28 protein-coding genes are annotated in these 25238 nt (G+C 69.6%); 11 read left to right on the forward strand and 17 right to left on the reverse strand.

Annotation, left to right across the window (positions count from 1 at the left end; translation table 11 throughout):
* Window positions 1-57: 57 nt before the first annotated feature.
* Entirely contained in the window at window positions 58-528 is a 471-nt protein-coding gene (locus tag ACTT8P_RS20770; RefSeq protein ID WP_442833184.1) for a peptidoglycan-binding domain-containing protein, read from the reverse strand.
* Between the two features lie 295 nt (window positions 529-823).
* Between ACTT8P_RS20770 and ACTT8P_RS20775 the strand changes: the two genes are divergently transcribed.
* Window positions 824-2173, forward strand: coding sequence for a DNA cytosine methyltransferase (locus ACTT8P_RS20775; protein ID WP_442833185.1), 1350 nt, complete (start codon window positions 824-826; stop codon window positions 2171-2173).
* Here ACTT8P_RS20775 and ACTT8P_RS20780 read toward each other — a convergent pair.
* The 4 genes from ACTT8P_RS20780 to ACTT8P_RS20795 are packed head-to-tail and all read right to left on the reverse strand — an operon-like array spanning window position 2099 to window position 6568.
* On the reverse strand, window positions 2099-2566 hold the full coding sequence (locus ACTT8P_RS20780; RefSeq protein WP_442833186.1) for a very short patch repair endonuclease: 468 nt from the start codon (window positions 2564-2566) through the stop codon (window positions 2099-2101). The genes ACTT8P_RS20775 and ACTT8P_RS20780 overlap by 75 nt on opposite strands.
* 44 nt (window positions 2567-2610) lie before the next feature.
* Window positions 2611-4428 carry a DEAD/DEAH box helicase gene (locus ACTT8P_RS20785; RefSeq protein WP_442833187.1) on the reverse strand — a complete coding sequence of 606 codons (1818 nt, stop codon included), beginning with the start codon at window positions 4426-4428 and terminating at the stop codon, window positions 2611-2613.
* Window positions 4425-5852, reverse strand: coding sequence for a hypothetical protein (locus tag ACTT8P_RS20790; RefSeq protein ID WP_442833188.1), 1428 nt, complete (start codon window positions 5850-5852; stop codon window positions 4425-4427). The genes ACTT8P_RS20785 and ACTT8P_RS20790 overlap by 4 nt, the downstream gene beginning before the upstream one ends.
* 11 nt (window positions 5853-5863) lie before the next feature.
* Window positions 5864-6568 carry a hypothetical protein gene (locus tag ACTT8P_RS20795; RefSeq protein WP_442833189.1) on the reverse strand — a complete coding sequence of 235 codons (705 nt, stop codon included), beginning with the start codon at window positions 6566-6568 and terminating at the stop codon, window positions 5864-5866.
* Between the two features lie 310 nt (window positions 6569-6878).
* Between ACTT8P_RS20795 and ACTT8P_RS20800 the strand changes: the two genes are divergently transcribed.
* Window positions 6879-7865: a hypothetical protein gene (locus tag ACTT8P_RS20800; protein WP_442833190.1), complete on the forward strand. Its 987-nt coding sequence runs from the start codon at window positions 6879-6881 to the stop codon at window positions 7863-7865.
* Window positions 7866-7954: 89 nt separating this feature from the next.
* On the opposite strand, the gene ACTT8P_RS20805 is transcribed toward ACTT8P_RS20800, so the two are convergent.
* Window positions 7955-8587: an ATP-binding protein gene (locus ACTT8P_RS20805; RefSeq protein ID WP_442833191.1), complete on the reverse strand. Its 633-nt coding sequence runs from the start codon at window positions 8585-8587 to the stop codon at window positions 7955-7957.
* A gap of 218 nt (window positions 8588-8805) precedes the next feature.
* Between ACTT8P_RS20805 and ACTT8P_RS20810 the strand changes: the two genes are divergently transcribed.
* The 5 genes from ACTT8P_RS20810 (at window position 8806) to ACTT8P_RS20830 (ending at window position 12746) form a co-directional block, all read left to right on the forward strand.
* On the forward strand, window positions 8806-9651 hold the full coding sequence (locus ACTT8P_RS20810) for a helix-turn-helix domain-containing protein (protein WP_442833192.1): 846 nt from the start codon (window positions 8806-8808) through the stop codon (window positions 9649-9651).
* Window positions 9652-9858: a DUF397 domain-containing protein gene (locus ACTT8P_RS20815; RefSeq protein ID WP_442833193.1), complete on the forward strand. Its 207-nt coding sequence runs from the start codon at window positions 9652-9654 to the stop codon at window positions 9856-9858.
* Window positions 9859-10031: 173 nt separating this feature from the next.
* The gene (locus ACTT8P_RS20820) at window positions 10032-11654 is read left to right on the forward strand and encodes a hypothetical protein (protein ID WP_442833194.1); all 1623 of its coding nucleotides are present in this window, start codon (window positions 10032-10034) and stop codon (window positions 11652-11654) included.
* Complete coding sequence (locus ACTT8P_RS20825; RefSeq protein WP_442833195.1) at window positions 11651-12196, forward strand: hypothetical protein; 546 nt, start codon at window positions 11651-11653, stop codon at window positions 12194-12196. The genes ACTT8P_RS20820 and ACTT8P_RS20825 overlap by 4 nt, the downstream gene beginning before the upstream one ends.
* A 37-nt stretch (window positions 12197-12233) precedes the next feature.
* Window positions 12234-12746, forward strand: coding sequence for a nucleoside deaminase (locus ACTT8P_RS20830; protein ID WP_442833196.1), 513 nt, complete (start codon window positions 12234-12236; stop codon window positions 12744-12746).
* A 290-nt stretch (window positions 12747-13036) separates the two neighbouring features.
* On the opposite strand, the gene ACTT8P_RS20835 is transcribed toward ACTT8P_RS20830, so the two are convergent.
* The 3 genes from ACTT8P_RS20835 to ACTT8P_RS20845 form a co-directional block, all read right to left on the reverse strand.
* Window positions 13037-13357: a hypothetical protein gene (locus ACTT8P_RS20835; RefSeq protein WP_442833197.1), complete on the reverse strand. Its 321-nt coding sequence runs from the start codon at window positions 13355-13357 to the stop codon at window positions 13037-13039.
* A gap of 77 nt (window positions 13358-13434) precedes the next feature.
* Complete coding sequence (locus tag ACTT8P_RS20840; RefSeq protein WP_442833198.1) at window positions 13435-14586, reverse strand: pentapeptide repeat-containing protein; 1152 nt, start codon at window positions 14584-14586, stop codon at window positions 13435-13437.
* A 71-nt stretch (window positions 14587-14657) separates the two neighbouring features.
* On the reverse strand, window positions 14658-15032 hold the full coding sequence (locus ACTT8P_RS20845; protein WP_442833199.1) for a DUF4259 domain-containing protein: 375 nt from the start codon (window positions 15030-15032) through the stop codon (window positions 14658-14660).
* Between the two features lie 339 nt (window positions 15033-15371).
* Here ACTT8P_RS20845 and ACTT8P_RS20850 point away from each other — a divergent pair, with 339 nt between their 5' ends.
* Both ACTT8P_RS20850 and ACTT8P_RS20855 read left to right on the forward strand, forming a co-directional pair.
* The gene (locus tag ACTT8P_RS20850; RefSeq protein WP_442833236.1) at window positions 15372-15473 is read left to right on the forward strand and encodes a CPCC family cysteine-rich protein; all 102 of its coding nucleotides are present in this window, start codon (window positions 15372-15374) and stop codon (window positions 15471-15473) included.
* Complete coding sequence (locus ACTT8P_RS20855; RefSeq protein ID WP_442833200.1) at window positions 15473-15691, forward strand: CPCC family cysteine-rich protein; 219 nt, start codon at window positions 15473-15475, stop codon at window positions 15689-15691. The genes ACTT8P_RS20850 and ACTT8P_RS20855 overlap by 1 nt, the downstream gene beginning before the upstream one ends.
* A gap of 79 nt (window positions 15692-15770) precedes the next feature.
* On the opposite strand, the gene ACTT8P_RS20860 is transcribed toward ACTT8P_RS20855, so the two are convergent.
* The 4 genes from ACTT8P_RS20860 to ACTT8P_RS20875 form a co-directional block, all read right to left on the reverse strand.
* Window positions 15771-16247: a carboxymuconolactone decarboxylase family protein gene (locus ACTT8P_RS20860; RefSeq protein ID WP_442833201.1), complete on the reverse strand. Its 477-nt coding sequence runs from the start codon at window positions 16245-16247 to the stop codon at window positions 15771-15773.
* 88 nt (window positions 16248-16335) lie between these two features.
* Window positions 16336-17262, reverse strand: a complete 927-nt coding sequence (locus tag ACTT8P_RS20865; protein WP_442833202.1) for an alpha/beta fold hydrolase — start codon at window positions 17260-17262, stop codon at window positions 16336-16338.
* A 327-nt stretch (window positions 17263-17589) separates the two neighbouring features.
* Window positions 17590-18081 (reverse strand): DUF2267 domain-containing protein, encoded by a 492-nt coding sequence (locus ACTT8P_RS20870; protein WP_442833203.1) that lies wholly within the window; start codon window positions 18079-18081, stop codon window positions 17590-17592.
* A gap of 215 nt (window positions 18082-18296) precedes the next feature.
* On the reverse strand, window positions 18297-18728 hold the full coding sequence (locus ACTT8P_RS20875) for an Hsp20/alpha crystallin family protein (protein ID WP_442833204.1): 432 nt from the start codon (window positions 18726-18728) through the stop codon (window positions 18297-18299).
* A gap of 132 nt (window positions 18729-18860) precedes the next feature.
* On the opposite strand from ACTT8P_RS20875, the gene ACTT8P_RS20880 reads away from it, so the two are divergent.
* Complete coding sequence (locus tag ACTT8P_RS20880) at window positions 18861-19163, forward strand: hypothetical protein (protein WP_442833205.1); 303 nt, start codon at window positions 18861-18863, stop codon at window positions 19161-19163.
* 54 nt (window positions 19164-19217) lie between these two features.
* Here ACTT8P_RS20880 and ACTT8P_RS20885 read toward each other — a convergent pair whose 3' ends face one another.
* Both ACTT8P_RS20885 and ACTT8P_RS20890 read right to left on the reverse strand, forming a co-directional pair.
* Entirely contained in the window at window positions 19218-20696 is a 1479-nt protein-coding gene (locus ACTT8P_RS20885) for an MFS transporter (protein ID WP_442833206.1), read from the reverse strand.
* Window positions 20697-20809: 113 nt separating this feature from the next.
* Window positions 20810-22153: a DUF445 domain-containing protein gene (locus tag ACTT8P_RS20890; protein ID WP_442833207.1), complete on the reverse strand. Its 1344-nt coding sequence runs from the start codon at window positions 22151-22153 to the stop codon at window positions 20810-20812.
* Window positions 22154-22383: 230 nt separating this feature from the next.
* On the opposite strand from ACTT8P_RS20890, the gene ACTT8P_RS20895 reads away from it, so the two are divergent.
* The gene (locus tag ACTT8P_RS20895; protein ID WP_442833208.1) at window positions 22384-23763 is read left to right on the forward strand and encodes an SGNH/GDSL hydrolase family protein; all 1380 of its coding nucleotides are present in this window, start codon (window positions 22384-22386) and stop codon (window positions 23761-23763) included.
* A 31-nt stretch (window positions 23764-23794) separates the two neighbouring features.
* Here ACTT8P_RS20895 and ACTT8P_RS20900 read toward each other — a convergent pair whose 3' ends face one another.
* Together ACTT8P_RS20900 and ACTT8P_RS20905 are read right to left on the reverse strand one after the other, a co-directional pair.
* Complete coding sequence (locus ACTT8P_RS20900; protein ID WP_442833209.1) at window positions 23795-24277, reverse strand: ALF repeat-containing protein; 483 nt, start codon at window positions 24275-24277, stop codon at window positions 23795-23797.
* A gap of 117 nt (window positions 24278-24394) precedes the next feature.
* The gene (locus ACTT8P_RS20905) at window positions 24395-25210 is read right to left on the reverse strand and encodes a DUF1707 SHOCT-like domain-containing protein (RefSeq protein ID WP_442833210.1); all 816 of its coding nucleotides are present in this window, start codon (window positions 25208-25210) and stop codon (window positions 24395-24397) included.
* Window positions 25211-25238: the final 28 nt, after the last annotated feature.

A 25238-nucleotide genomic window follows, 5' to 3' on the forward strand; every position in this document is an offset into this window, starting at 1 on the left:
GAACTCCGGAGTTCCGCACCGGCCGGCCTGAGCCCCGCATAACCGCGCGGTCGCGGATCAGCAGACGCTGACGGCCTTGTCGCCGAACCTCGCGAACGCCGCCCTGGTGCCGTCCCCGGCGATTCCGTCGATCGCGCCGGTGTAGCCGTAGCTGGCCTTCAGCATGCGCTGCAACGCCTTGATCGTGTTGGGCCCGGGGATGCCGTCGATCGCGTCGTTGTAGTCCCAGTAGTCCGCGAGGGCCCGCTGGAGCGCCTTCCAGCTGTTGGTGCCGAGCAGCCCGTCGATCGCGCCGTTGTAGTCGTACTCCGCCGCCAGGCAGCGCTGGACCCCCTTGGCCTGGGTGCTGTTGAGGCCGAAGTTGTACGTCGCGAGCGTGCCGGCCTCGCCGGTCACCGCCGTCTGCGCGGCGGACGTGGCGGACGCGTCGGCGGCGGAACTGACGGCCGCCCCCGCGAGGCTCCCGGCGGCGATACCGACCGCGGCGACGACACTGACGGCCGTCCGCTTCAAGGTGTTCGATCGCATGCTTCCCCCTGCTGTGTCACGGAGCGGCGGATCCCTTGAGCCCTCCGGCCCTGCCGGTACCGCTCCAAGAGAACCGGCGGGATCACGGTGACACGGGGGCTTGGGTGGGGGTACCTGGGAAGTTATAGGTCGGTTCGCCCTGTTCATGGCCGAGTACGGGAAGCTGCTGCGCGCCCGCGCCGCCTCACCTCACGCGTGAGGCATCAGTGACCCCACAAAAGTGCGAGACTCTTGATGTCGAGAGGCTCGCAGTGATCATCGCCTCTCGGAACGACCACCTTCAGGAGGACCCGCCATGCCCGGCAGCGGCCAGAGGCGCCCGCAGTTCCCCTCGCCATTGACCTCGATCGAGATCTGTGCGGGCGCTGGGGGGCAAGCCGTCGGACTGCACAACGCTGGCTTTGATCACCGTGCTCTCGTTGAGTGGGACCCGCACGCCGCCGCGACCTTGCGAGCCAACGTAAGTGGCTGGCCCGGCTGGAATCGACACAAAGCCGAAGAAATCCTCCCTATGGACGTCAAGGACTTCCTGGGCTCCCAGGTACGAAAAAATCTCGACCTTAAGCCTGGACAACTTGACTTGCTTGCTGGTGGAGTTCCATGCCCTCCGTTCTCCTTGGCCGGGCACCGACTCGGCCCGGACGACGAGCGCGATCTTTTTCCGGCAGCGCTTGACATCATCACCGCTCTCCAGCCGAAGGCAGTGATGATCGAGAACGTTAGAGGAATTCTCGAACCTCCGGAAGTCTTCATCGAGTATCGGAATTCGATTCTCAACAGATTGCACTATCTTGGATATCTAGTTCCCGATATCGATCCGAATCAGTCACCTAATGTGCAAGACGTGGCCATGCGCAAGGTCTGGCGTCGGATGGACGCGAAGAACTTCGGAGTTCCACAACTCCGCCCGCGCGCAATCTTGGTGGCTATTCACCGGGATGCAGTGGGGTCCGGAAATCCTGGGTTCCAGTGGCCGACAGGCATAAAGGGCAGCGATACTACCGTTTTTGAGAAGCTTGAGAAGAGCATGCTCGCGCGCTGCAAGCCTTTCTGGGACAAGAACGCGGACGGCGAACCCGCCCGCCCCGGCCAGCGGACCGGGAAGATGGTATTCGAGGACTGGAAGAGGAAAATCACCCGCGCCTCGGCGGCAGGCAGGACCGTTGCCCCCACTCTCGTAGGCGGCTCTCGGAAGCATGGCGGCGCCGACCTCGGCCCCACTCGCGCTAAGCGCGCATGGGCGGAGCTCGGTGTCGACGGCATGGGCATCGCCAACGACCCGGAAAACTGTGACCCGGAACGGGACTTGTTCCGTCCGGCTGGCCCCATGCTCACCGTCGCCCAGGCCGCGATTATCCAGGGTTTCCCTGAAGAGTGGAAATTCCAGGGCCGGAAGACAGCTCGCTACCGTCAGGTCGGGAATGCCTTTCCACCACCGGTGGCCGAGGCAGTGGGGCGCGCTATCGCCGCTGTCCTTCTCCCTGAGTACAGGGAAGTTCTTACCAGGGATTACGAGATGGAGACAGCGGGAACGAGTCCTGTAGAGGATGCCCCGCAGCAGCTGGAGATTTCAGTCGCCTCGCGCCGGACCTCTCTCCCGCCGAGCCAAGACCGTCGCAGCGATTTTGTCGGCACAGGCGTCTGAGGGCTCGTGCTCCCAGAAACGGAGCACGAGCCAGCCAGCTTCCCGCAGTCTTTCGTCGGTGTCCCGGTCTCTCGTGACATTGCGAACGACCTTTTCCGACCAGTAACCTGAATTGGTCTTCGGGGACACGTAATGCTCAGGGCAGCCGTGCCAGTAGCAGCCGTCGATGAACACCGCGACCTTCGCCGACCGGAACACCATGTCCGCTGTCCGGCGAAGATCGGGGACGGGGCGGGCAGCTACCCTGTACCGCAGCCCGGTGGCATGAACGAGCCGCCGGATCGCGATTTCCGGCTTCGTGTCACGGCTGCGGATCGCCTGCATGTTGCGGCGGCGTGCTGCGGAGGAAGCCCAGGATCCCTCCGGGGCTTCCCATTCGGCTTCGTGGGACACACCGCAGAGGGTAGTCCCGCCGGCCTCGCAGCACGCGGCCAGTGCTAGCGGCCTCCCATGTGACTCAGCAACGCCTCTATATCACTCGGTGCGAGGCCGGCCGCCACCGCCGGCTCTTCCTCAAGATCGGCGAGCTGCTGCACCGTGGGGTCATCCAGAATGCGCCCCATGAACTCCAGCTTCCGCTCCAGGCTCGCGGCCACGACCTCGTCGACGGAGTTGCGCACCGCCAGGACCGTTACCCGGGTCTCCGTGCCGGGAGCGAGCCCGAGACGGTGGATCCGGTCCAGGCTCTGCAGGAACCTCCCCGCCATGAAGTCGCGGTCCACGTAGACCGCGTCGTGGCAGACGTGGTGCAGGCTGATTCCCTCACCCAGAGTGGCCGGGTTCGAGATGAGCACCATGCACCCCGGGTCTTCCCTGAACCGGCGAATCTGCTCCTCGCGGTCGGGCGTACCGCCGTAAACGACAGCCGGGCTGTACTTCTCCAGCATGCGCTCCAGCGTGGTGAGACTCCTGACGAACGTCGTCCAGACCAGTGTTTTCCGGCCCTGGGCGGCGTTCTCCGCGATGATCGCCACGGCCTCCTGGTACTTGGGGGAAAGCTCGTAGTCAGGGAGATTCTGCATAAGCGAGTACAGCGAACTGCCTTCGGGGACCTCCATGGGCGGAAGCTGGTACGCAAGTGGTTCGTAGCGGCTGCCCCCTTCGAGAAGCAGGGCAGGGCTCGTGGCTGCCATGAGGAGGCGGAGGGCCGTCTTCCCGAGGGAACTCAGGTCCTCGCGCGCGGCACCGCTCTTCTCGCCGCCCACGATCGCCGTGTAGATCTCGTCGTGCAGCGGCGGCATGTCAACGAAGCGCAGTCCCAGCTTTACGGGCGGCAGGCCGAGCTCGTGCTTCGTCGTACGGGTGAACAGCGGCCGGAGGACCGTGCTGGCGTGGGCGAGATCTCCTCCGGCAACCGCTTGGACCACCGTGCGCTGGCCATGCCCCGGCCAGACGAAGCCAAGGAGGTTCTCCAGGTCCCGTGAACCGTTCGGAGCCGGCGTACCGGTCAGGATCAGGCGCCGCGCGGCCAACGGCCCCAGCGCCATGCAGGCCGCCCCGTACGTGCCCCGGGCGCCGAGCTTCATCCGGTGCGCCTCATCCAGGATGATCATGGAAGGAGCCGACTTGAGCCATCCAGCCAGCATGGGCAGTGACCGGTCAAGGCGCTCGTAGTTCACCACGAGCACCTCGGCCCACTGATCCATCGACCCGTCCAGGACGTTGACGCGCAGCGGATGGATAAGACACTCGGCGGTCTCGTAGCGCCACGACTCGTAAGCCGACTTGGGGCACACGACCAGCAGCCGGCTCACACGGCCGGCCGCCTTCTGAGCCGCGTACACAGCGAGCGCGACCCGGGTCTTGCCGGCACCGGGCACACTGAAGTTGGCACCGTGCTGAAGCGACAAGAGCTTCGCGATGTCCCGACGCTGGAACTCGCTGAGTTCACCCTTCCACGTGTCGCCGAGGAGCGCGGGCACGTCGTCGGGCGCGGTCTCGCCGGCCGTCTGCCGCCCGGCGAGCCGCTGCTGCACGGTGTGCGCGTCCTGGACCACCCCGGACACCAGGTCCCGGAGATCGTCCGCCCACTCCACACCGGCGGGATCAGACCAGGTACCGAGCAGACCAAGGTCCGCGAGCAGTTCGTCCAGGGAGACGGAGGCACTCAGCGGGCCGAGCTGGCCGCCGGTACGAAACCGGGCGGCCAGCTGGACCAGTTCCTGCTGGAACGATTCCGTGGTCCGCAGGACCACACGGGTACGGGTCTCATCGAACCCAAGGCGGAGCGACTTCTCACTGTTGGCGCTGGTCACCGGGAGCCCTCCGCCGAGACCGCTTCCAGCAGCCAGGACACGCCGTCCCCAGGCTGCGGCAGCCCACGGCCGGCCTGCTGCGCGAGCTTGAGCAGGCTGCTCCGCAGCTTGACCACCGCGTCATCGAACGCTTCCTCGTCCAGGCTGCGGGAGGTGCGCGCCTGTACGAGATCGCTCACGCACTGGTCGATACTCACGCAAGCCTCGGCCAGCCGGGCCGGAGCCATCTGCTTGCGCTTACGCAGCCGGGCGTTGCGGCCTGCGGCTTCGATCGCCACGTCGAACGCCTGCTTCACACCATCGATGGCGTCCTGAGCAGCAGCCTTGGGTCCGTCGCCGATCTCCGGGGTGTCGCTCCGGACAACGGCTGCGGACCGGAGGATCTCGTCGTTCATCGCACGAGCCTCGGCCACAGCGGAGGAAGCCGCCGGAACTTCCAGCCCGAGACCGGGAATGGACACCGACTGCGGCTGTGCGGCCTGGCTCCCGCCCATGTGCAGACGTTCCTGAAGACCGGCCTTAAGGAAGTCCTCGTTGATGTGCCGGACGTCGGTCTTGGAGAAGTTGAGCAGGATAGCGGCGAGGCGCAGCTCCTTCAGTACCTCCGCCTGGTCGCGGTCGACCGTCTCCAGCTTCACGTAGAGCCGGTGGAGTTCCTTGAGCCGCTCCTGTGCGCCCTCCCAGTCCACCAGACGCAGCCCGTTCCCCCCGCCGGTACGGCTGCGCTCGTTCAGCTCACGGATCGTGCTCAAGATCCACCGCTCTTGGTGATAGGTACGCACCTGGATACGGAAGTCCTTGGCGATCTGCTCCGGCGTCCGTCCCAGCCCGGCCTGCTCCTCCATGGCGATCAGCCGGTTGATGTAGGAGTAGTCCCGCCGATGGTCCTTGCGGAGCTGCAAGGACAGCTCGACGGCGTTGATCTCCGCCCAGGTGAGAGACGCCGGCAGCACGCCGACACGCATCGACCGCGCGCGCAGTTCCCGGAGCGCGGCGGCCCGGGTGTTGCCGTTGACCAGTACACCGTGCCGGGTTACCAGCCCTGGGTCGTTCTGCCCGAACTGCTTAAGGCTCTCCTGGAGGACATCGAAGTCCTTGTCCCGGAGGTTGGGGTTCTCCGGGGATGCCATGAGCAGGAACTGGAGGTAGTCCTGGCTCTCGGCACTCCACGGATCCTTCTCCAGCGCCGCGTCCCGCTGAGGATTGTGGCTGCGCTGAGCCCGGATCCGGTGGGTGCTGGGGTTGTAGAAGAGGCTGCTAAGCGGCAGGTCGATCACTTCGACATGAATCTGCTGTCCGTTGACGTCGACGGTCACGGTTTCCCGAGTGCCGCCGGACGCCTTGGCCTCCTCGACCTTCTTGCTGACCAGCTCGCTGAACTCGGCCGCCCGCGGCGGGGCCGGAAACTCACGCATCATCGTCATCCCGTCCTGTCTCAGTCGTCCGTACCGTCAAGAGCATCGGCCACAGCCTTACGGGAGTCCTCCGGCAGGGTCCGGTACAGACCCCACAGCACCTCCAGCGAGCTGTACGTGCGCTGGTCGTTCTTCACCCAGCCGCTCAGCACGCTCCGCTCAAGGGGCGCGAGCGACTCGATCTTGCTGAGCACCTCCGGCAGGTGCACGGCCCGGTCCACGGTCCCCCGCCCGCACCGCTGGCACTCGGTGACGAGCTGGTGGGTGACACTGCCGTCCGCCAGCGTCACCTGCCGCCGGGCGACGTTGAGCACCGCCTGGCTGACACCGTCCTCGTACGCCTCGCCGGCCGCGACGCCACACGTGCGGCACAGGTACCCGTCAGCCTGCATCACCTTCGCGCGCTGGGCGTTGGTGATGCTGGCCTTGTGACTCGGGCCCTTCGCCTGGCCCGGCACCCACACATCCTTGCCGCGCGTCACGAACCGGCGCTCCTGGGGAAGCAGCTCCGGGTCCTCGCGGGCGGTAGAGATCTCCCAGCCGTAGTCACGCAGACCGCGCATGCGCCGGTCGATTTGCGCGATGTCCGGGAAGTCCTCGCGCAGCTTGGCCACGGTGAAGATCTCACCCTCCCCGACGACCTGAATCAGCCAGAGAGCGGCACGCGCCATACTCCCCAGCTTGTGGCTTCCGACGCTGGTCTCCTGCCAAGACGGCTCGGCCATGATGGGTCCCCTCCCATAGAAAACGCACGAATTCCAGGCGGTCTGTCGCACAAAAGCACAAAATGGCATGTACGCACCATGCACGTAAGCGCGACTCGCGCCGCCCCCCGCACCACCGGCGGCTGACTCTTAAATCGTGGCACATCGAAACCGCTTTGAACCCTCTCGATGCAACTTGCGCCTCAACTGGCAAGAGAAGAAGCAAAAACCGCCAGGCAGCGACCAGTTGTCCTCCGGCACAATGGCGGACAGTGTCGCCGACTGGCGACCGAAAAGGCCGGTTGTTCCGAGAATGCGGAGGTTCGCCACCATGGCCCAGCGCAGCAGCAGTCGTCCCCCTTTCGCGTGGACGGAGAAGGACTTCGGTGAGGACGTCCTGCCGGACAAGCGGCGGCTCGCGGCTGCACTGCAAGAGATCTGCCGCCATCTCGTCGTCACGACTCCAGAAGGTGTGACGCCAGCCCGCCCGACACAGGCTCAGGCCGCCAAGTACCTGCACGTCAGCGAGACCACGCTGCTGCGCTACCTCAAGGGTGAGCGTGTCCCGCCGGAGAAGGGAGCCGCGCGGATCTACGACACCGCCTGCCGGGACGCGGGAGGCGGCCAGAAGCTTGGCATCACCAAGCGGAAGCTTCTGGAACTGCGCGCGAGAGCCGAGCAGGAACGATGCGCCAACTGCTCACGGAGCAGAGACGCGGTACGCGCCGCTGGCCAGAAACTCCGGGCTCTGCAGGAAACGCATGAAGAGTTCGAACGGTCGGCGGCAGAACAGGACCAGGAGCTCAGGAACCTCCGCCAGCACGCCACCGCACTGAAGCAGGAGATGCAGCTTATGAAGGCAGCCCAGCCGATACCGGCGAGTGAAGCCGGCCCGCGAAAGTCTCCGATGGCGGCACGCCCCGCAACTCTGTTGCCGGTCCCCCGCCGACAAGGGGACCGGCAACAGAGCAAAAACGAAGCCTTGGCAGCACGCAGCGTCGGCCGCCGGGCTGAAGAGCTGCTCCACGGCGGCCGGCCGGACAGCATCCTCGCGCTGCTGCGGCATACGGCAGAGGCGTACGCGCCTCTGGAAATGGCCCTACTGGTACGGCTGTTGCGAACACGGGAGCAGGCCGAACTAGCCGACAACCTCGTGCACATCTACGCGCGCGACCGCACCGACCAAGACGTGGTGCGGGCGGCGCTCATGCTGCACGAGCATCAGGCCGTCACTGACGCGGAAGCGCTCCTGCGTACCGCAGCCGCTCACCCGGGCTCAGCACTGTCCCGGACAGATGGGTCCGGGTCTCCCAGGTAGCTGCGGGCAGGCCGGCGAGCGAGCAATGCGAGCTCGGCCGCCGCAGCGCCACGCCATCCCACCCGGGAGAAACAGGCCCAGCGACATCGTCAGGCGGCGACACCCGCATCAGCCTCGTAGTGCATCTGCGCCCGGTCCAGCACATCGTCCGGGTCAAGACCGCACGCGGCCGTCCAGTGCAGCAAGTCGGCGATCAACTCCACCGCGGACTCCTTGAAGGCGGCATCCCGCAGCCGGCCCTCCGGAATCGCGCCGCTCCCAGGGCCGTAGCTCCGCAGAGCCGCAGCGGCCCGTTCCATCCGTCGGCATGTCTGCTCGGGCCCGAGCGTGATCTCGCACCACACCGCCTTTCCGGCCGCCGTCAGAACCGTGCCCCAGTCCGCCGTCACGGCGGCGAGCAGGTGCAGACCGCGCCCGCATTCGTCGTCGCAGCCGGCCGCCGACAGGGACGGAACGGAGTAGCTCTTGTCGTGGACCTCAACGCGCAGCCGATCGCCGTCCCACTCCAGGACCAGCGTGGCGGACGTGCCCTCGCCCACGTGCTTGATGACGTTGGTGGCCAGTTCCGTGACCACCAATTCCGTTTCCTCCGCAGCGTGAGGCATGCCCCACTGCCCCAACTGGGCCGTGGTGGCCTGCCGCAGCAGCCGCACCTCGGCCGGCACTGCCGTGAACGGCAGAACAGATCGGTGCCGGTGTTCCCTGACCTCGTCGCCGGGCATGCGAACTCCTCCCTCCCGGGCCACGCGCATGCTGCGCCCGCCGTGTCCGTACGGCTGCATTGCGTAGCGGTACGTAAGGGAGAATGACACAGAGAAGTCTCGCTGTGTAACTTCTCACGAGAATCCATCGAGTGAATCTGATGGTGGGCGGCCCCTTCGCTGCCTAGCCTGATCAGGCCCGGAGCGACCGCCCGGCGCACGCGCAGAAGGAAGTCCGCATGACCGTGAGGGCCACCACCCGTCGCCGCCAACTGGGCGCGATGCTGAGGAAGTTGCGTGCCAGCAAGGGTCTGACCCTGGAGGAGGCCGGCCGGCTTGTCGGGGTGTCCAAGGCCACGGTGAGCCGTTACGAGACACAGTCGGGGCCGGCGAAGTGGCTCGTGGTCGATGCGCTGTGCCGGGAATACGGGGCTACCGACGCCGAGCGCGAAGCCGTCGTACGACTGGCCAAGGACGCCAAGCAGCAGGGCTGGTGGAGTTCGTTCGCCGACTCGATCCCCGAGAGCATGAACCTGCTGCTCACCCTGGAGGACGAGGCCGTACGGGAGAACCACTTCTCCTGCGTCTACGTTCCCGGCCTGTTGCAGACACGGGCCTACAGCACCGCCCTCCAGAAGGCCAACGAGGTACCTCTGTCCCCTGAAGAGATCGAACGCCTCGTGGACATTCGCATGAAGCGGCAAGAGATCCTCACCCGCCCGAAGCCGCTGCGCCTGTGGGCGATCATCGACGAGTCCGTCATCCGCCGTGTTGTCGGGTCACCGCAGTCGATGAAGGAGCAGTTGGACCGGCTGCTCGCGGCGAACGAATCGCCTCACACCACCCTTCAGGTGCTCCCCTTCACCAAGGGCGCTCACACCGCCGCTCTGGGAAGCTTCGTCATGATCGGTGGTGCCGAGCCCGCTCTCGATGTCGTGTACGTCGACTTCCACGCCGGGTCGCTCTTCTTGGAGAAGGACGAGGAGTTGGAGCGTTACAGACTTGCGTTCGAGTACCTGCGCGCACAAGCGTTGGACTTGGAGGCTTCCTCCGACCTGATCCACCGTGTACGCAAGGAGCTGTAGATGCCTGCTGAGACCCCGCGTCATCCTGAGCTTGACTGGTTCAAGTCGTCCTACAGTGGCGGCAACGCCACCGAATGCCTTGAGGCTGCCTTCGCCTCACCCGAAGTGGTCATACGGGACTCCAAGCAGCGGGACGGCGCTTGGGTCAGGGTCTCCGCCCCGGCCTGGGAACACTTCGTGACCGCTCGCGCAGCCGCTGATCTCTGACGGAAAGTCCCCTGGTGAGGGCCCCCGGCTCCCTGCGAGAGTGGGGTGACGCCAGTGGGAGGTGAGTGGTGAACGGGGCGGCGGGGCTGAGGTGGAGGCAAGTCACGCTTGTCGGGTGCCTGTTGATGCTCGGCCTTCTGGCGGTCGTCTCCCCTCGCGACCACGATGACGTCGTGGACGCCACGCAGTTCAGCATCGCCTTCTTCGCCACGCTGCTGACCGGTGAAGCGGTCATCTTCGCATTGACCTTCTCGGCGGCGAGCTCGTGGCCCTCACTGCGGGCCATAGACAGCCACATCGCCTTCCGGGAGTGGGTGCTCGTCGGCTGGCTGGCCGCGCTGTTCACCGCTTGCGGGCTGCTCGGCGACAGCGCCGTCAGCGCCACCTACGGCGCGTTGCTGTTCCTGCTGGCGAACGTCTTCGGGATCTTCTCCTTTGTCCGGCTCTTCGGGCTGGCCAGCGTTGGAGGGCGCAACCAGTTGCTCCGCCGTACCCTTGCCGGAGCCTTGGCCCGGCAAGGCGCGGAGGCCGCCCGTTCTCCCGGTGGGCAGGACAGCGACGCTGTCATCAACTCGTACATCGGGACCGTAAGCCAGGCCGTCACCAGCAACGACCCCACCGCCATACGGCAGCTCACCAACCAACTGGCCGAGGCTGAGGTACCGGCCGAACACGCCGAGCAGGCCGTCTCACTGCACTTGGACGTGCTGCACCGCCTCGCGCGGGCCACCCTGGTCAGCGGGGCGGATCCCACGCAGGTGGTGTCCTGCTCCCGGGTGCTGATCGACTCGTCCCTCGTGCACATCCGCCGGCTGGCGGACCCGGCTCCGGCCCTCGGGGCGCTCAGCCGCTACCTGGCCTGGCTCGCCAACACCGCGCACCTGATGTCCGTACGCGAAGTGGCGTCCAACCGGGCGGCCCGGGAACTGGTCGCCCTGACCACCGACGCCCGCCTGAAGATCCTGCGCTGCGTGGATCCTGACCCGAAGTCCGCGGCTTCGCGCGACGAACTCGGCACCCTTCTCACCGCGCCCGGTCAAGCACTGCTGTGGTACGCGGATTTCACCGAGTTCCACGGTGCCCACCAGGCAAGTGCCCTGTACGGAGTGCACGAGATACTCACCGGCACCAAGTTCATGGGCAACTACTGGGACGGTGCGTCCATCCTCACCGAGACGCGGGCCTGCCTGTACGGTGCCGCCGCCCCCGCCACGCCCGCGGCCAGGGACGCGCTCGCGGTCCTCGGCTCCGCAGACGACTTCGACCACTTCTGGGCGCTGGTCTCGGTGAACGCGTTCGCCACACTGCGCGACGCGCGCCTGCCTCATCCGCCGGAACTCATCCGCCCCGAGTTCACCCCGGACGCCCAGTTACTGGGGGCCTATCTGCGTACGTTCGCTACCCACCGGTACTTCGCCACCGCCGCCGAGGCCCAAGCCGCTCTGCTGTCCCTCGTGGGCCGTGCGGACACCCCCGGCTCGGTCGCCACGGCGATCCGCTCGGCACGGCACGCTCATCACTACCGGCTGCCGGTTCCCGTCAGCGAGCCGCATCAACGGCCGTCCGCGATGGTCCTCGCGATCGCCTGCCGACTCGCCCCGCTCGCTCCGGGCGGCACGGATGCCGAACTCCGCAGGTTCCTGACCGGTCTGCCGCCGCCCGCGCGCAGGACGGCCGCGCGGCTCGCCACCCGGGTCCTGCCCGGAGCCGCCGAGCACTCCGATCCGGTGGACGCCATCGCGGCCGGCCTGCACGTCCTCCAGCTGGTCGGCGCGCATACCCGGGAGGGAGCATGAGTGATTCCGGCGGCATAGACATAGCCGTGTGGCGGGCGCGCCTGGCGGCGTTGGATTCCCCGCGCGTGTCAGCGGCCGTGGTGGTGCAGTGCGGCCAGGTCTGGCTCCAGCCCGCGTACACGGCCTTCCGCAACGAGGTCGACCGCGTCCTGATGTCGGCACACCTGCGCAGACGCGCGGACCTCACGATCACCCGGGTCGTCCTGCACAACCTGCCCAACGCACCTGATGCGCCGGTCCGGGCCGCCGCTGTCGACCGGTCCTTCGAGGAGTGGCAGGACCGGCTGTCCGCCACGATCGTGTTGCTCTCCTCCGGCCTTGCCACGCACCGGATCCACCGCCTGATACTCCGGGGGGACGAGGTGGCCGCCTCCGTCCCGGATATGGTCGAGATACGCATAGACGGTGACTGGACGAACGCCCACCGAGCCCAGGCAGCGCTTCACATGGTCGGATCCACAGGTGCCACCACTCCCCTCACGGGGTACGACGTGAACTTCGACGGCCCCTTCGGCGACGCCGACCCCTCGGTCTACATGTGAGTGCGCGGGTGGGCTCAATCGGATACTTGGAGGCAAGGTGCCCTACGCCCCGGCGAGTGCTCAGGACCGCGCGTTTCTCGCCCAAGCCATCGAACTGTCCCGGCGCTCTCTGGAGGATGAGGGCAAGACCCCCTTCGGAGCGCTCGTCGTCATCGGCGACGAGATCGTGGGCCAGGGCACCAGCTCGGTCGTCGAGCGACAAGATCCCACCGCGCACGCTGAAGTCATGGCCCTGCGTGCGGCTGGCGCCCACCTCGGACGCCATCTCATGGAAGACGCCGTCATGTACTCCAGCAGCGAGCCATGCCCCATGTGCCTGACCGCCTGCTACTGGGCCCGGATCCCGCGCCTGGTGTACGCCGCCACCAGTCACGACGTCGCGGTGAACGGCTTCGAGGACTTGCAGTACTACCGCCAGCTCGCCCTGCCGAACGCCGAGCGGAGCCTGATCACGGAGACTGCTGTCGGCGGCGAGACGCAGGCAACCGCGGCGACGGCACTGGCGAGCTGGGCGGACAAGCTGCCGTTCCCGGTGGAGCCCAAGCTCTGAGCAGCGACCTGTGGCACTCGATCGACAGACAGGTGACCCGTGCCGATCGCGGCGGTCCTGGTCCTACCTTTGAACGGGCCGGTATACAGCCCGGTGATCGTCGATCTTGGCGATGAGACCGTCAGCACACAGGTCTCGCAGGATCTGCCGGACCCGTTTCTCCGCTGCCCGCTGATCTTCCCACTCGTGCCCGTGATCGCGAAGAACCGTGACGGCGCGCTGTGGGTCCCAGGTGCCGCCGAGAGTGCGGATCGCCTGGGCCACAGCCTGCCGCTGAGTGGCGGGCATGTTCAGCCCTCACCGCCCTTGTGGTGCTCCTTCTTGTGGTGCTTGGCAATGCTGGCGGGGGCACCGCTGTACTCGCAGTCGGGGCACCTCACCCACGAACAGTTCGGATCATCGACAGCCGCGTCGCGGACTGAGTGGTGTGAGCCATATCCGTGCGCGTGGAGCAACTGGGCGACAGACCCGTCGTACTTGAGCGCCATGAGCGCCGCTTCGGCGATCTTGTCGTGGCCAGCGGCGAAGAACTTGCCGAGACCGGCATCCTTCCCGCAGCCGCACCAGCACTTGCCAGTTGGGATGAGACGGGGCTTCTCGATTTCTGTCATACGGCCAAGGTAGCAATCCTTGGATTACTGTCAAGACTTGCATCCAAGGATTGCCACCTTGGCTAGATCAGGTCAGGTCACGGCAAGGACCGCAACGGCGGATGCTGCGTCGTGATGCCCGGTGGCTGGAGGAGGGGCGGGGGCTCGGGGCCGGGGTCCGTGGTGGGGACTACGCCCGCGGCGGCCGGGTCGAAGGCGGGGGGCCAGCGGGTGTGCTCGCTGGTCAGGGCGCCGGTGAGGCGGGCGCCGCGGAGGTCGGCGGTGGTCAGGTCGGCACCGCGCAGGTCGGCCAGGCGCAGGTCGGCGTCGTGGAAGACGGCGCCGCTCGCGTCGGTCTTGCGCAGGTTCGCCTCGCGCAGGTCCGCCTCGGTGAAGTCGCTGTCGCGCAGGTCCGCCTGGACCAGGTTGGCGCCGCGCAGGTCGGTCAGGGCGCAGCGGGTGCGGCGCAGGATGGCCGTGGTGAGGTCGGCGTGGCGGAGGTTGGCGGAGACGAGGGACGCCTGGGTCAGGTTGGCGTGGTAGAGGCCCGCGGCCTCCATGCAGGAGCGGTCGAGGTTGACGTCGTTCAGCCAGAGGCCGTCGCAGTCGGCGCGGCGCAGGTCGGTGACGCTGAGGTTGAGCCAGGTCTGTTCCCGGGGGTGCAGGAGCAGTACGCCGAGGCCGGTCAGGGCCACCTGGGCGTCGGGGGCGCGGACCTCCAGGGGCGCGATGTCGTTGATGGGCACGTCCGCCGCCGGTGCGGGTCCTTCCGTGGGCGGCCAGGGCAGGTGCGTACGGAGGTAGGCGGCCTGGATGGACAGGACGGCGTCGCGGTCGCGGGCGGAGTGTTCCGCGATGCGCCACAGGGCGTGCAGTCCGCCGATCCGCGTCTCCAGTTTGTCGCTGCCGAGTTGGTCCACGGCGGTGCTGAACCGGTCGGTGACGTGGCCCTCCTGGCTGACTCGCAGGCCCTCCTGGCTGACCCGCAGCTGTCGCCAGGTGGCGTACGCGCCGAACAGCACGACCATGCCGCCGACGGCCTGGAGGAGGGTGGTGCGGACGTCGTTCACCGCGGTCAGCCGGTCCTGCGCGGCGACGCTCGCGCCGGCGAGGTCGTGGTCGACCACCATGCCCGGTACGAGGATCAGCAACGCGCCCACCGCGGCCAGTACCGCCGTCCCGGCCAGCAGGCCCGCGACCACCCGGCGTCGGCCGACCGGCCGGCCGCGCTCCGGTCCCCCCATGTCCATGGGCAGGGAGCGTAGGCGCCGCGGTTCCGGCGATCAAGGAGTGGGCGGAGGGGAGGCGGGCGGTGGCGTGGTCAGCCGGTTGCCTCCCGGCGGGCCGCCTTGGCCAGTTGGTCGAAGGTGCGGTTCAGGACCGACCGGCGTTCCTCCTTGTATGCCGGGGAGGGTTCCAGGCCGTCGATGGTGGCTTCCCAGACGGCCATGAACGTCTCCTTCCAGTCCTCGATCGTCTCTGGGTCCGGCAGGCCGGTGGTGTGGCCGGCGCGGGCCAGGGTGTGGAGGAGTTCCAGGTCGCAGGGGACGGCGACGCCCCAGTACTCGTCGGGTTCGAGGGCCACCGGGTCGCCGGTCATGGCGTCGGTCACCTCGGTGACGAGTCGGTCGACGACCATCGACAGGTGGTCCAGTGCCGTGTCGCTCTCGAAGTTGCCGCTGCCCCAGGTACCCATGGTGTCTTCCCTCGCGTGGTGTTGGTGTTGGTGTTGGTGTTGGTGTTCGTGTTGGTGTTGTCGTCAGGGCTGGATCCAACCAGGTCGCACTGACAGCGGTGTTGGGGCGGACGTGGGCGTCGGTGCTCGTAAAACCGCCTGGCCGGTCAGGACCGGTCGTCCTACGATCGGCCGGTGGACAGGTTCGACGAGCAGATGCGTGCGGAGATGGCTGAGCTGGAGGCGTTGGAAGCCGCTGACACGCGTGGGGAGGCCGTTCCGGAGTCGGGGGCGTACCTGCCGCCGCCTCCTGGGGGCTGGCTGCCTTGTCCGTGCTGTGGGCACCAGATGTTCGGTGCGATGGGGGCGTACGAGATCTGTGCCGTGTGCTATTGGGAGGACGATCTCGTGCAGCTGCGCCTGCCTTTGCTGGGGGGGGCGGGCCCAACGCCGTCTGTCTGATGGACGCGCAGCGGAACTACCAGCGGTTCGGGGCGATGGAGGAACGGTTCCGGGGCGATGTGCGGGCGCCGAGGGAGGACGAACCGCTCGATCCGGGGTGGCGGCCCATCGATCTGTCCCGGGACTCCTTCGAGGACCTCGGCAGCGACACGCCGATGCCCGAGGACCTGACGGAGCTCTACTGGTGGCGTCCGACCTACTGGCGGCGCGACGCGTGAACGTGCGGCCGGGACCGCTGGGGTGGGGTCCAGCGGTCCCGGGCCGGTGGTCGCGCGGGGGCGTGTCGGGGCGGGTGGGTCAGCCGAACATGCCCGGCTGGTAGCCGCCCGCCGGCTGGCGGACGATCACGTTGACGCGGTTGTAGGCGTTGATGACCGCGATCAGGGAGATCAGGGCCGCCAGTTGGTCGTCGTCGTAGTGCTTGGCGGCGGCGGCCCATGCCTCGTCCGTCACGCCGGGGGACGCGTCGGCGAGGCGGGTGCCCTGTTCGGTGAGTTCCAGGGCGGCGCGTTCGGCGTCGGTGAAGGCGGTGGCCTCGCGCCAGGTGGCGACCAGGTGCAGGCGGGTCGGGGTCTCGCCGGCCGCCGTGGCCTCCTTGGTGTGCATGTCGAGGCAGAAGCCGCAGCCGTTGATCTGGCTGGCGCGGATCTTCACCAGTTCCTGGGTGGCGGGCGGGAGGGGTGAGTCCGTGACGACCTGGCCGGCCGCGTTGAGGTGGCCGAAGAGCTTCCTGGTGACCGGGTTGGCGAACAGGTCGAGTCGGGCGGCGTTCATGAAGGGCTCCTCCGCGAGTGCGCTGAATCGGTACGCCCGTATGACGGAGGGGGCGGCGGGAGTGTGACAGGGCGGGGGCGCGAATGTGTCATGGGTTTCGGGCCAGGAGGTGGGTCAGGGCGGCTGTCGTCTCCTCGGGGCGTTCCTCCATGAGCCAGTGGCCGGTGTCGTCCAGCATCGTGAGGTCGGCGCCGGGGACGTGGGCGGCGAGTTCGGTGGCGATGGCCGGGCCGAGGTAGGGGTCCTCGCGGCCCCAGACGACCGCCGTCGGACAGCTGATCTCGCCGAGGCGGCGGCGCAGTTCGGGGCGGGGGGCCGTGCGGTAGTCCGAGAAGAAGTGCAGGAGGCCGCGGCGGCCCTCGGGGGTGTCCATCCAGTCGACGTAGGTGCGCAGGGTGGCGGGGTCGAGGTGGCCGGAGCGCAGGAGCGGGGTGAAGGCGCGGCGGTGGAGGGCCGTGAAGGGGAGCCGGCGGGCCGCGGCGCGCAGCACCGGGATGCGGCCGAGGACCGTGAGGAGGGTGAAGACGGTGTACCAGGGGCGGGTGAAGGAGGACTGGGCGCGGCTGTTGAGGATCGCTAGGCGGCGGACCCGGGTGGGGTGCGCCTGGGTGAAGCCGAGGGCGAGGAAGCCGCCGTAGTCGTGGCCGAAGAGGTTGGCCGAGTCGATGCCGAGGGCGTCCAGGAAGCGGCCCACCCGGGCCACCTCCGTGTCGTAGTCGAACGGCAGGTGGAGGGGGTGGTCGGAGTCGCCCCAGCCGAGCAGGTCGGGGGCGATGACGCGGTGGGTGCGGGACAGGGGCGGGATCTGGTGCCGCCAGCAGCGGTGGTTGGCCGGGTAGCCGTGCAGCAGGAGGATCGGTTCGCCTTCGGGCGGGCCCGCCTCCCAGTAGGCCACGCTGGCGCCGTCCACCAGGGCGGTGCGGGGGACGTGGTGCGCGTTCTCTTTCCCGGGGGCCCGGCTGTCCCAGCCGTCCCCGCCGTCCCCGCTGTCCCGGCCCTTTTCCTGCGCGGTCATCCCGTCGTCTCCTCATCGTCGTCGTGCTCCGGCGGGGCGCGGGCTCGTCGGGCTCGCGGCCTCGCCGGTGGTGCAACGATCAAGTGCCGTGCGGTGCACGGGGTCAGGTACCCGTTCGAGTGATGCGGCGCGCTATGGGCAGCGTGCGGGCCCGGACTGGGGGCGGGAGCCGGCGCGGCACCGTGCGGGCGGTGCGGCGGTGCGGCCGGGTCGGGGCCGAGGGCGAGCGTCGTCCCCGCCCGGGGCCAAGCGTCGTCCCCGGGCGGCGGCCGCCGCCGGCCCTGGGGCGCCGGGTGGGTGACCGGCCGGTGCCCGTCGGAGGCCGGGTCAGGCGGCCGGGGTGAGGTCCGCGCGGCCGAAGAGCAGGGCGTAGCCGGGCGGGAGGCGGTCGAGGACACGGGTGATCAGGTCGTCGCCGACCAGCGGCGGCAGGACGCTGAGTACGGAGCTGACGTCCCAGCGGGCGGTGGCCGGGGTGGCGCCCGCGATGCGCGCGGCGACCGAGTCGACGAACTCGGCGGCGGTCAGCGGGCGGGTGGCCGGGATCTGCGCGGCGACCACCCGGGCGGCCTGCTCGGGCAGGGCCCGGGCCAGGTCGACCCGTTCGTCGCCGACGACGTGGCCGCCGAGGGCGGAGAGGACGACGCGGATGACGCGCTCCGCCTCCGGGCGGGTGGGGTAGCGGCCGGCCTCGCGGACCTGCTCCACCAGGTCGGCCCAGGCGGGACGGGGCCCTGCGGGCGCCTCGGCCCTGGACGCCGGTGCCGGGGGCGGCGTCGGGGTCGGCACGGTCGGCTTCGTCGCCGGCTTCGTCGCCACAGTCGGCTTCGTCGCCGGCTTCGTCGCCACAGTCGGCGTCGGCTTCGTCGGCATCGTCGGCACGGTCATGTGGGGGTTTGTCCTCCGTTTCGGACGGGGTGAGCGGGGGGCAGAGGGGGTGAGGGGCAGGAGTGCCGGGGCGGTCGGGGCCCGTGGGTCCCGTGGGTCCAGTCGGAGCCGGGCGGAGCCGGACCCACGGGCCTCGGGACCGGCGGTCAGCCGCTGATCTGCTTGCGGTCGCCGCCGCCGCTGATCTGGATGCGACGCGGCTTGGCCTGCTCGGCGACCGGGATGCGCAGGGTGAGGACGCCGGCGTCGTACGCGGCGTCGACGCGGTCCGTGTCGAGCGTCTCGCCGAGGAAGAGCTGGCGGGTGAACGCGCCGGTGGGCCGCTCGGCGACGACGGTCTCGGCGCCCTCGGGGGCCGGGGACCGGCGCTCGGCGCGGACGTTCAGGACGTTGCGTTCGACGTCCAGCTCGATCGACTCGGGGTCGATGCCGGGGAGGTCGAAGTGGACGACGAAGTCGTCACCGGACCGGTAGGCGTCCATCGGCATCGCCGCGGGGCGGGCCGCGGCCGCGTTGGTGCCGAAGACCTGCTGGGCGAGCCGGTCGAACTCGCGGAACGGGTCAGTGCGCATGAGCATCACAGTTCTCTCCTCTCCACAGGGTCGGTGCGATGCCCTCGGTTACGTCTTCTTATATAGCTCGCGGGAGGAAAGTTGACAAGCCTGGGCTCAGGTATGGGGGGTGTCGCAGGTGAGAGTTAGCCTCGGGCCATGACGAAGATTCCGAGTTCTCTGGTGGCCGCCGGCGGTCTTGTCGGCGGTTACGGCGTCGCCCGCTGGACCGGGAAGCGGCAGCTCGGCGGCGCCGTGCTGGCCGCCGCCGGGACGGTCGCGGCGACCCAGTGGCAGCGGCGGGCGGGCGGCAGGGCGGCGGGTGCGCTGGGTGCCGCGTACGTCGCGGCGTTCGCCGGGTCGCACCCGCTGGCCAAGAAGGTCGGCGCCTGGCCGGCCGTGTTCGGCGTGGCCGGCGCGGTGGCCCTGGCGTCCTGGGCGGTCGCCGACCGGCGGGGCTGACACGGTCGCCGGCCGGCAGCCCTGAAACCCGGGCTCTCGTCCCCTCGGGCCCCGTCAGGTCCGCGCCTCCGCCGCCGACAGCGGCTCCGCGATGTCCTCCAGGGAGCGCCGCTCCGCCCTCACCGCGAGGAACGCGGCCACGATGCCCGCCGCGCACATCAGCCCGGCGCCGATCCGGAAGGCGAGCACCGTGTCGCCGACCACGCCGGACTCGGTGAGGTCGGCGAAGAGCAGCGGGCCGCTGATGCCGCCGGCGGCGGTGCCGAGGGCGTAGAAGAAGGCGATGGCCATCGCCCGGGTCTCCATCGGGAAGACCTCGGAGACGGTCAGGTACGCGCTGGACGCGCCGGCCGAGGCGAAGAACAGCACCACGCACCAGCACGCCGTCATCGTCGTCGCGGTCAGCGAACCCCGGTCGAACAGCCAGGCGGTGCCGAACAGCAGCACGCCCGACAGCAGATACGTCGACGAGATCATGATCCGCCGGCCGACCGTGTCGAAGAGCTTGCCGAGCAGCAGTGGGCCGAGGAAGTTGCCCGCGGCGATGACGGCGAAGTAGTAGCCGGTGTGGCCGGTCGGCACGTCGAAGAAGGTGATCAGGATGGTGCCGAAGCCGAAGGTGATGGCGTTGTAGAGGAACGCCTGGCCGATGAAGAGGGACAGGCCGAGGACCGCGCGGCGCGGGTACTTGCCGAAGACGGTCTTCGCGATCAGGCCGAAGCCGATGCTCTTGCGCTGGTGGATGGTGATCTCGCCGGCCGGGGGCGGCAGCCGCTCGCCCTTCTCGTGCTCGATCTCCCGTTCCACCGAGGAGACCAGGCCGTCGGCCTCGTCGCCGTACCCGTGGATGAACTGCCAGCGCGGGCTCTCCGGGACATGGCGGCGGACCAGCAGGATCACCAGGCCGAGGACGACACCGAGGGCGAAGCTGAGCCGCCAGCCCCACTCCATCGGGAAGATGTCGGTGTTCAGCATGACGATGGACAGCAGCGAGCCGCCGATCGCGCCGAGCCAGTAGCTGCCGTTGATGATCAGGTCGACCCGGCCGCGGAACTTCGACGGGATCAGCTCGTCGATCGCGGAGTTGATGGCCGCGTACTCGCCGCCGATGCCGAACCCGGTCAGGAACCGGAAGAGGAAGAACCACCAGGACTCGAAGGACAGGGCCGTCATCGCGGTCGCCGCCAGGTAGACCACCAGGGTCACCATGAAGAGTTTCCGGCGGCCGTAGCGGTCGGTGAGCCAGCCGAAGAACAGGGCGCCGCAGCAGGCTCCCGCCACGTACAGGGCGGCGGCCAGGCCGGTGATCTGCGCGGCGCTGATGTCCAGGCCGCTGCCGTCCTCGGCGATCCGGCCGGCCACGTTGCCGACGATCGTGACCTCCAGGCCGTCCAGGATCCAGACGGTGCCGAGGCCGATCACGATCATCCAGTGCCAGCGGGACCAGGGCAGCCGGTCCAGGCGGGCCGGGACGGCGGTGGTGACGATTCCGGTGGCGGCGGGCACCGGGCCCGGCGACGAGTCTGCTGTCATGGGCTCCCTCTCCGTCGAGCGAACGCCGATCGGACGTCGATCGGACGCCCTTGGAACGTCCGGCGAACGCCTCCCTTGTGCCCTGGTCCGCCGGAGTCACGCCGGGAGGCCGGCTACGCCCCCAGCATGCGCGAGACCGTGTGGATCAGCAGCCCGGCGAGCGAGCCGACCACCGTGCCGTTGATGCGGATGAACTGGAGGTCGCGGCCGATGTTGGCCTCGATCTTCTTGGTGGTGTGCTCGGCGTCCCAGCCCGCGACCGTGTCGGTGATCAGGGAGGTGATCTCGCGGCGGTAGGTGGTCACCACGTAGACCGCGGCGCCCTCGACCCACTGGTCGACCTTGCTCTGCACCTTGCCGTCGGCGGCCATCCGGGCGCCCAGCGACAGCAGCGAGGCGCGCACCCGCAGCCGCAGCTCGCTGCGCTCGTCCTCGGCCGCCGAAACGATCATGGATCGTACGGCCGTCCAGGCGGACGCGATCAGGTCCTGCACCTCGCCGCGGCCCAGGACGTCGGTCTTCAGCCGCTCCACCCGGGCCCGGGTCTCGGTGTCCGACTGGAGGTCGGCGGCGAAGTCGGACAGGAAGCGGTCCAGGGCGCCGCGCGCCGGGTGGGCGGGCATGTCGCGCATCTCGGTGACGAAGCGCAGCAGCTCCTTGTAGACGCGCTCGCCGACCCGCTTGTCGACGAACCGGGGCGTCCAGCCGGGCGCGCCGCCCTGCACCGCGTCCAGCACGTTGTCGCCGTGCAGGACCAGCCAGTCGTGGGCGCGGGTGACGACCAGGTCGACGGCCCGGCGGTGGCCGCCGTCGGCGACGACCCGCTCCAGCATCTTGCCGACGCCGGGGGCGATCTCCTGGGCGTCGGCGCGGCGGGTGATGGCCTCGCCGACCACCGCCTGCACGTCGGAGTCGCGCAGCACGGTCAGGGCGCCGCGCAGTGCGGCGGACAGCTCGGCGGTGACCCGGTCGGCGTGCTCGGGGACGGCCAGCCAGGCGCCGAGCCGGGAGCCGATGCCGACGGCGCGCAGCCGCTGCCGTACCACGTCCTCGGAGAGGAAGTTCTCCCCGACGAACTCGCCCAGCGAGACGCCGAGCTGGTCCTTCTTCTTGGGGATGATCGCGGTGTGCGGAATGGGCAGGCCGAGCGGGTGGCGGAAGAGGGCGGTGACCGCGAACCAGTCGGCCAGCGCGCCGACCATGCCGGCCTCGGCGGCGGCGGAGACATAGCCCGCCCAGCCGCCGGCGCCGTGGTGGGCGGCCAGTTCGGCCAGTACGTAGACCAGGGCGACGAGGAGCAGCAGGCCGGTGGCGGTGAGCTTCATCCGGCGCACGCCGCGCCGCTTCTCCTCGTCCGCCGGGCTGAACGTGTTCATCGCGCGGTTCACGGCGGCGCCGGGACGGGCGGCCGCCGCGTCCTCGGGCCGCTTGCCGCTGGTCTGTTTCATCCGCTCCATCCGTTCGCCACCTGCTCCGCACACGTCCGGTGATCCCTCACACATTGTCCCTTCCTGACCGACTCCCGGAACGGAACACAAGTTCCCGGCGTCTGTCCGAAGGGGGTATCGCGGCGGAGTCCCGTCCGCGCCTCCCGACCCCATGACGCATCATGGGATCGTCAGATCGGAGCCCCGGGTTTCCCTCTCCGGAACCTCAAGCTCCCATCTCCCGAGGAGAACGGCACGACATGACCCACGGTCATGACGGGGGCCCGGGGACGCCCCCGGTATCCCCCGCTCCCCCGGCCCGGCAACGCGCCCTGCTCGCCGCCGTCGTCGCGGCCATAGTGGCCCTGTCGGTCGCCATATACGTCGGCGTCGCGGCCGACGACGGCACCCGCGGCCGTACCTCGCGCGCCGCCGGCCACGCCCCGCCGGGCGCCGCCGCGCCCGCCTCCACCGGCCGCTGGGTCGGCGCCTGGTCCGCCTCCCCGTCCGGCGCCGAACCAGGCACCCGGACCAACGGCATGGCCGGCCGCTCGGTGCGCAACGTGGTGCACGCGGGCATCGGCGGTACGAGTGCCCGCGTCACGCTGTCCAACCTCTACGGCGCCACCCCGCTGACCGTCAGCCACGCCTCCGTCGCGCTGGCCGACGGCACCGGCACCGCCGCCGCGGCCCCCGGCACGATGCGGCGGCTGACCTTCGGCGGTGCCACCCGGGTGGTCGTCCCGGCCGGCCGGCAGGTGATGAGCGACCCCGTCCGGCTCACCGTCCCCTACGGCGCCGACGTCCTGGTCAGCACCTACTCCCCCACCCCGTCCGGCCCGGTCACCTATCACTCGGGGGCCCGGCAGACCAGCTACCTGGCCACCGGCGACCGCGCCGAGGACAGCACCGGCGGCGGCTACACCCCGACGCCGTACTGGCGCTACCTCAGCGCCCTCGACCTGCTCAGCAACGAGGCCGAGGGCACCGTGGTGGCGCTCGGCGACTCCATCACCGACGGCGCCACCTCCACCGCCGACGCGAACCGGCGCTGGACCGACGTGCTGGCCGCGCGGCTGCGCACGGCGGTCGAGGAGGGGCGGGACGTGCCGCGCTACAGCGTCGTCAACCAGGGGATCAGCGGCAACCGGGTGCTGACCGGCGGCGTGGGCAGCCCGCCCGACAACCCCAGCGCCCTCGACCGCTTCGACCGGGACGTGCTCGGCCGCACCGGCGTCCGGGCCGTCGTGATCGACCTCGGCGTCAACGACATCCTGCGCTACCCCGCCCTGGCCGACCCCGACGCCATCCTCGACGGCCTGCGCACCCTGGTCGCACGGGCGCACGCGCGCGGCCTGAAGGTGATCGGCGCGACCCTGATGCCGTTCGGCGGCCACCGCGGCTACAGCGACGCCCGCGAGGCGGTCCGGCAGGAGATCAACGCCGCGATCCGGGACGGCGCGGTGTTCGACGCGGTCGCCGACTTCGACAAGGCGCTGCGCGACCCGTACGACCCGCGCCGGCTGCGCTCCGACTACGACTGCGGCGACCACCTGCACCCCAGTGACGAGGGGTACGCGCGGATGGCCGGCGCGGTCGACCTGGACGACCTGGCGGGGGCGGCACCGGCCCGGCTGTGACGCCGGCTGTGTCGCCGGCTGTGTCGCCGGTTCAGCCGGTGAGCTCGTACTGGCCGACCTCCAGGAACCAGCGCATCTCCTCCGGGTCGCTGGTCCGCAGCAGTTCGCGGACGGCCGCCTTCAGCTCCGGGCCGGACTCGGGCAGGGAGTAGAGCCGGGCGAGGGCGACCCGGTCGTCCTGGGCCTGGGCGAGGCGGTAGCCGGTCGCCACGAAGGCGCGCATCTCCTCGACCGTGCCGTCCAGGGCCTCCCGGCCCTTTTCCCGCACCTCACTGCCGGCCTGCGGCAGGGAGATGAGCTGAGCGATGGCGATCCTCAGCTCGTTGTACTCGTCCTCGTCGTACTCGTCCTCGTCGTACTCGTCCTCGTCGTCCACGGCCACGACGGCGGACGCGGGTACGGGTGCGGGTGCGGGTGCCGGAGTGGCGGCCAGGGCGGGGGCGGCGAACGTGAGGGATGCGACGGCGGCGGCCGCGGCGGCGGCGGCGGTTATGGCGGTGCGCGGTGCTCTCATAGTGAACTCCCTGTCAGCCGGGGGCAGTCGGAACACCTGAGGGTAGATCGATCAGCGGGGCCACGCACGCGCGTTTCCCGGGCGGAGAAAGGGGCTCAGGACGGGGTCAGAAGGGAGTCAGTCCTTCTTGAACTTCCGGTCCAGGTGGCGGTCCAGGTGGCGGTCCAGGTGGCGGTCCACCATCTCGCGGTGGCCCTCCAGCATCCGCTGTTGGGCGTCCTGCACGTCGTCCCGCAAGGAGGCGCGCAGTTCCCGCCTGGCCTCCCTGCGGTCCAGCCGCTCCTGGCGCCGCTCCTGCTTCAGCCGCTGCCGCTCCGCCCGGGGCAGCTTGCGCTCCACACCGACCCCGCCCCAGAAGGCGAAGCCAGTCACGACCACCCGCGGGGCGCCCGGGTCGCCGGGCACGCCCTCCTCGCTGTGGTCGAAGCCGCCCATCACGCCGATCCCGCGCACGACGACCTCGACGCCGGGCGGCACGACCACGTTCATCCCGCCCATCACCGCCACGCAGTTGACGACGACCTCGCGGTCCGCGAAGTCCGCCTCGCGCAGGTCGATCTCCCCGCCGCCCCAGAACGCGAAGCAGTTGAACCGCTTCGGCACCCGCCAGCGCCCCTTGCGCTGGAAACCGGACATCACGGCCACCGCCCACGTCGACGAGCCCTCGCCGCCGGTGATCCGCGCCGCCCAGCTCCCCGGCTCGGCCGGCTCCTTGGTCATCGACACCTTCGGCGCCGCCGCCACCGCCCCGGCCGGCAGGTCCTTGGTGATCGGCGCGAGGTCGCGGTAGGTGCGCGCCGCGTACGTGGCGTCCAGCCGCTCCTCGAACTCCGCCATGTCCAGCCGCCCCTCCGCGAGGGCGTCCCGCAGGACTTCGGCGACTCGCTCACGGTCGGCGTCGGAGGCCCGGAGGTCCGGGGCGTCGTCGGTCATGCACAGCAGCCTACGAGTTCGGCGGCGC

The sequence above is a fragment of the Streptomyces sp. JW3 genome (genome assembly GCF_052216785.1).
In the GTDB taxonomy this organism is placed as follows: domain Bacteria; phylum Actinomycetota; class Actinomycetes; order Streptomycetales; family Streptomycetaceae; genus Streptomyces.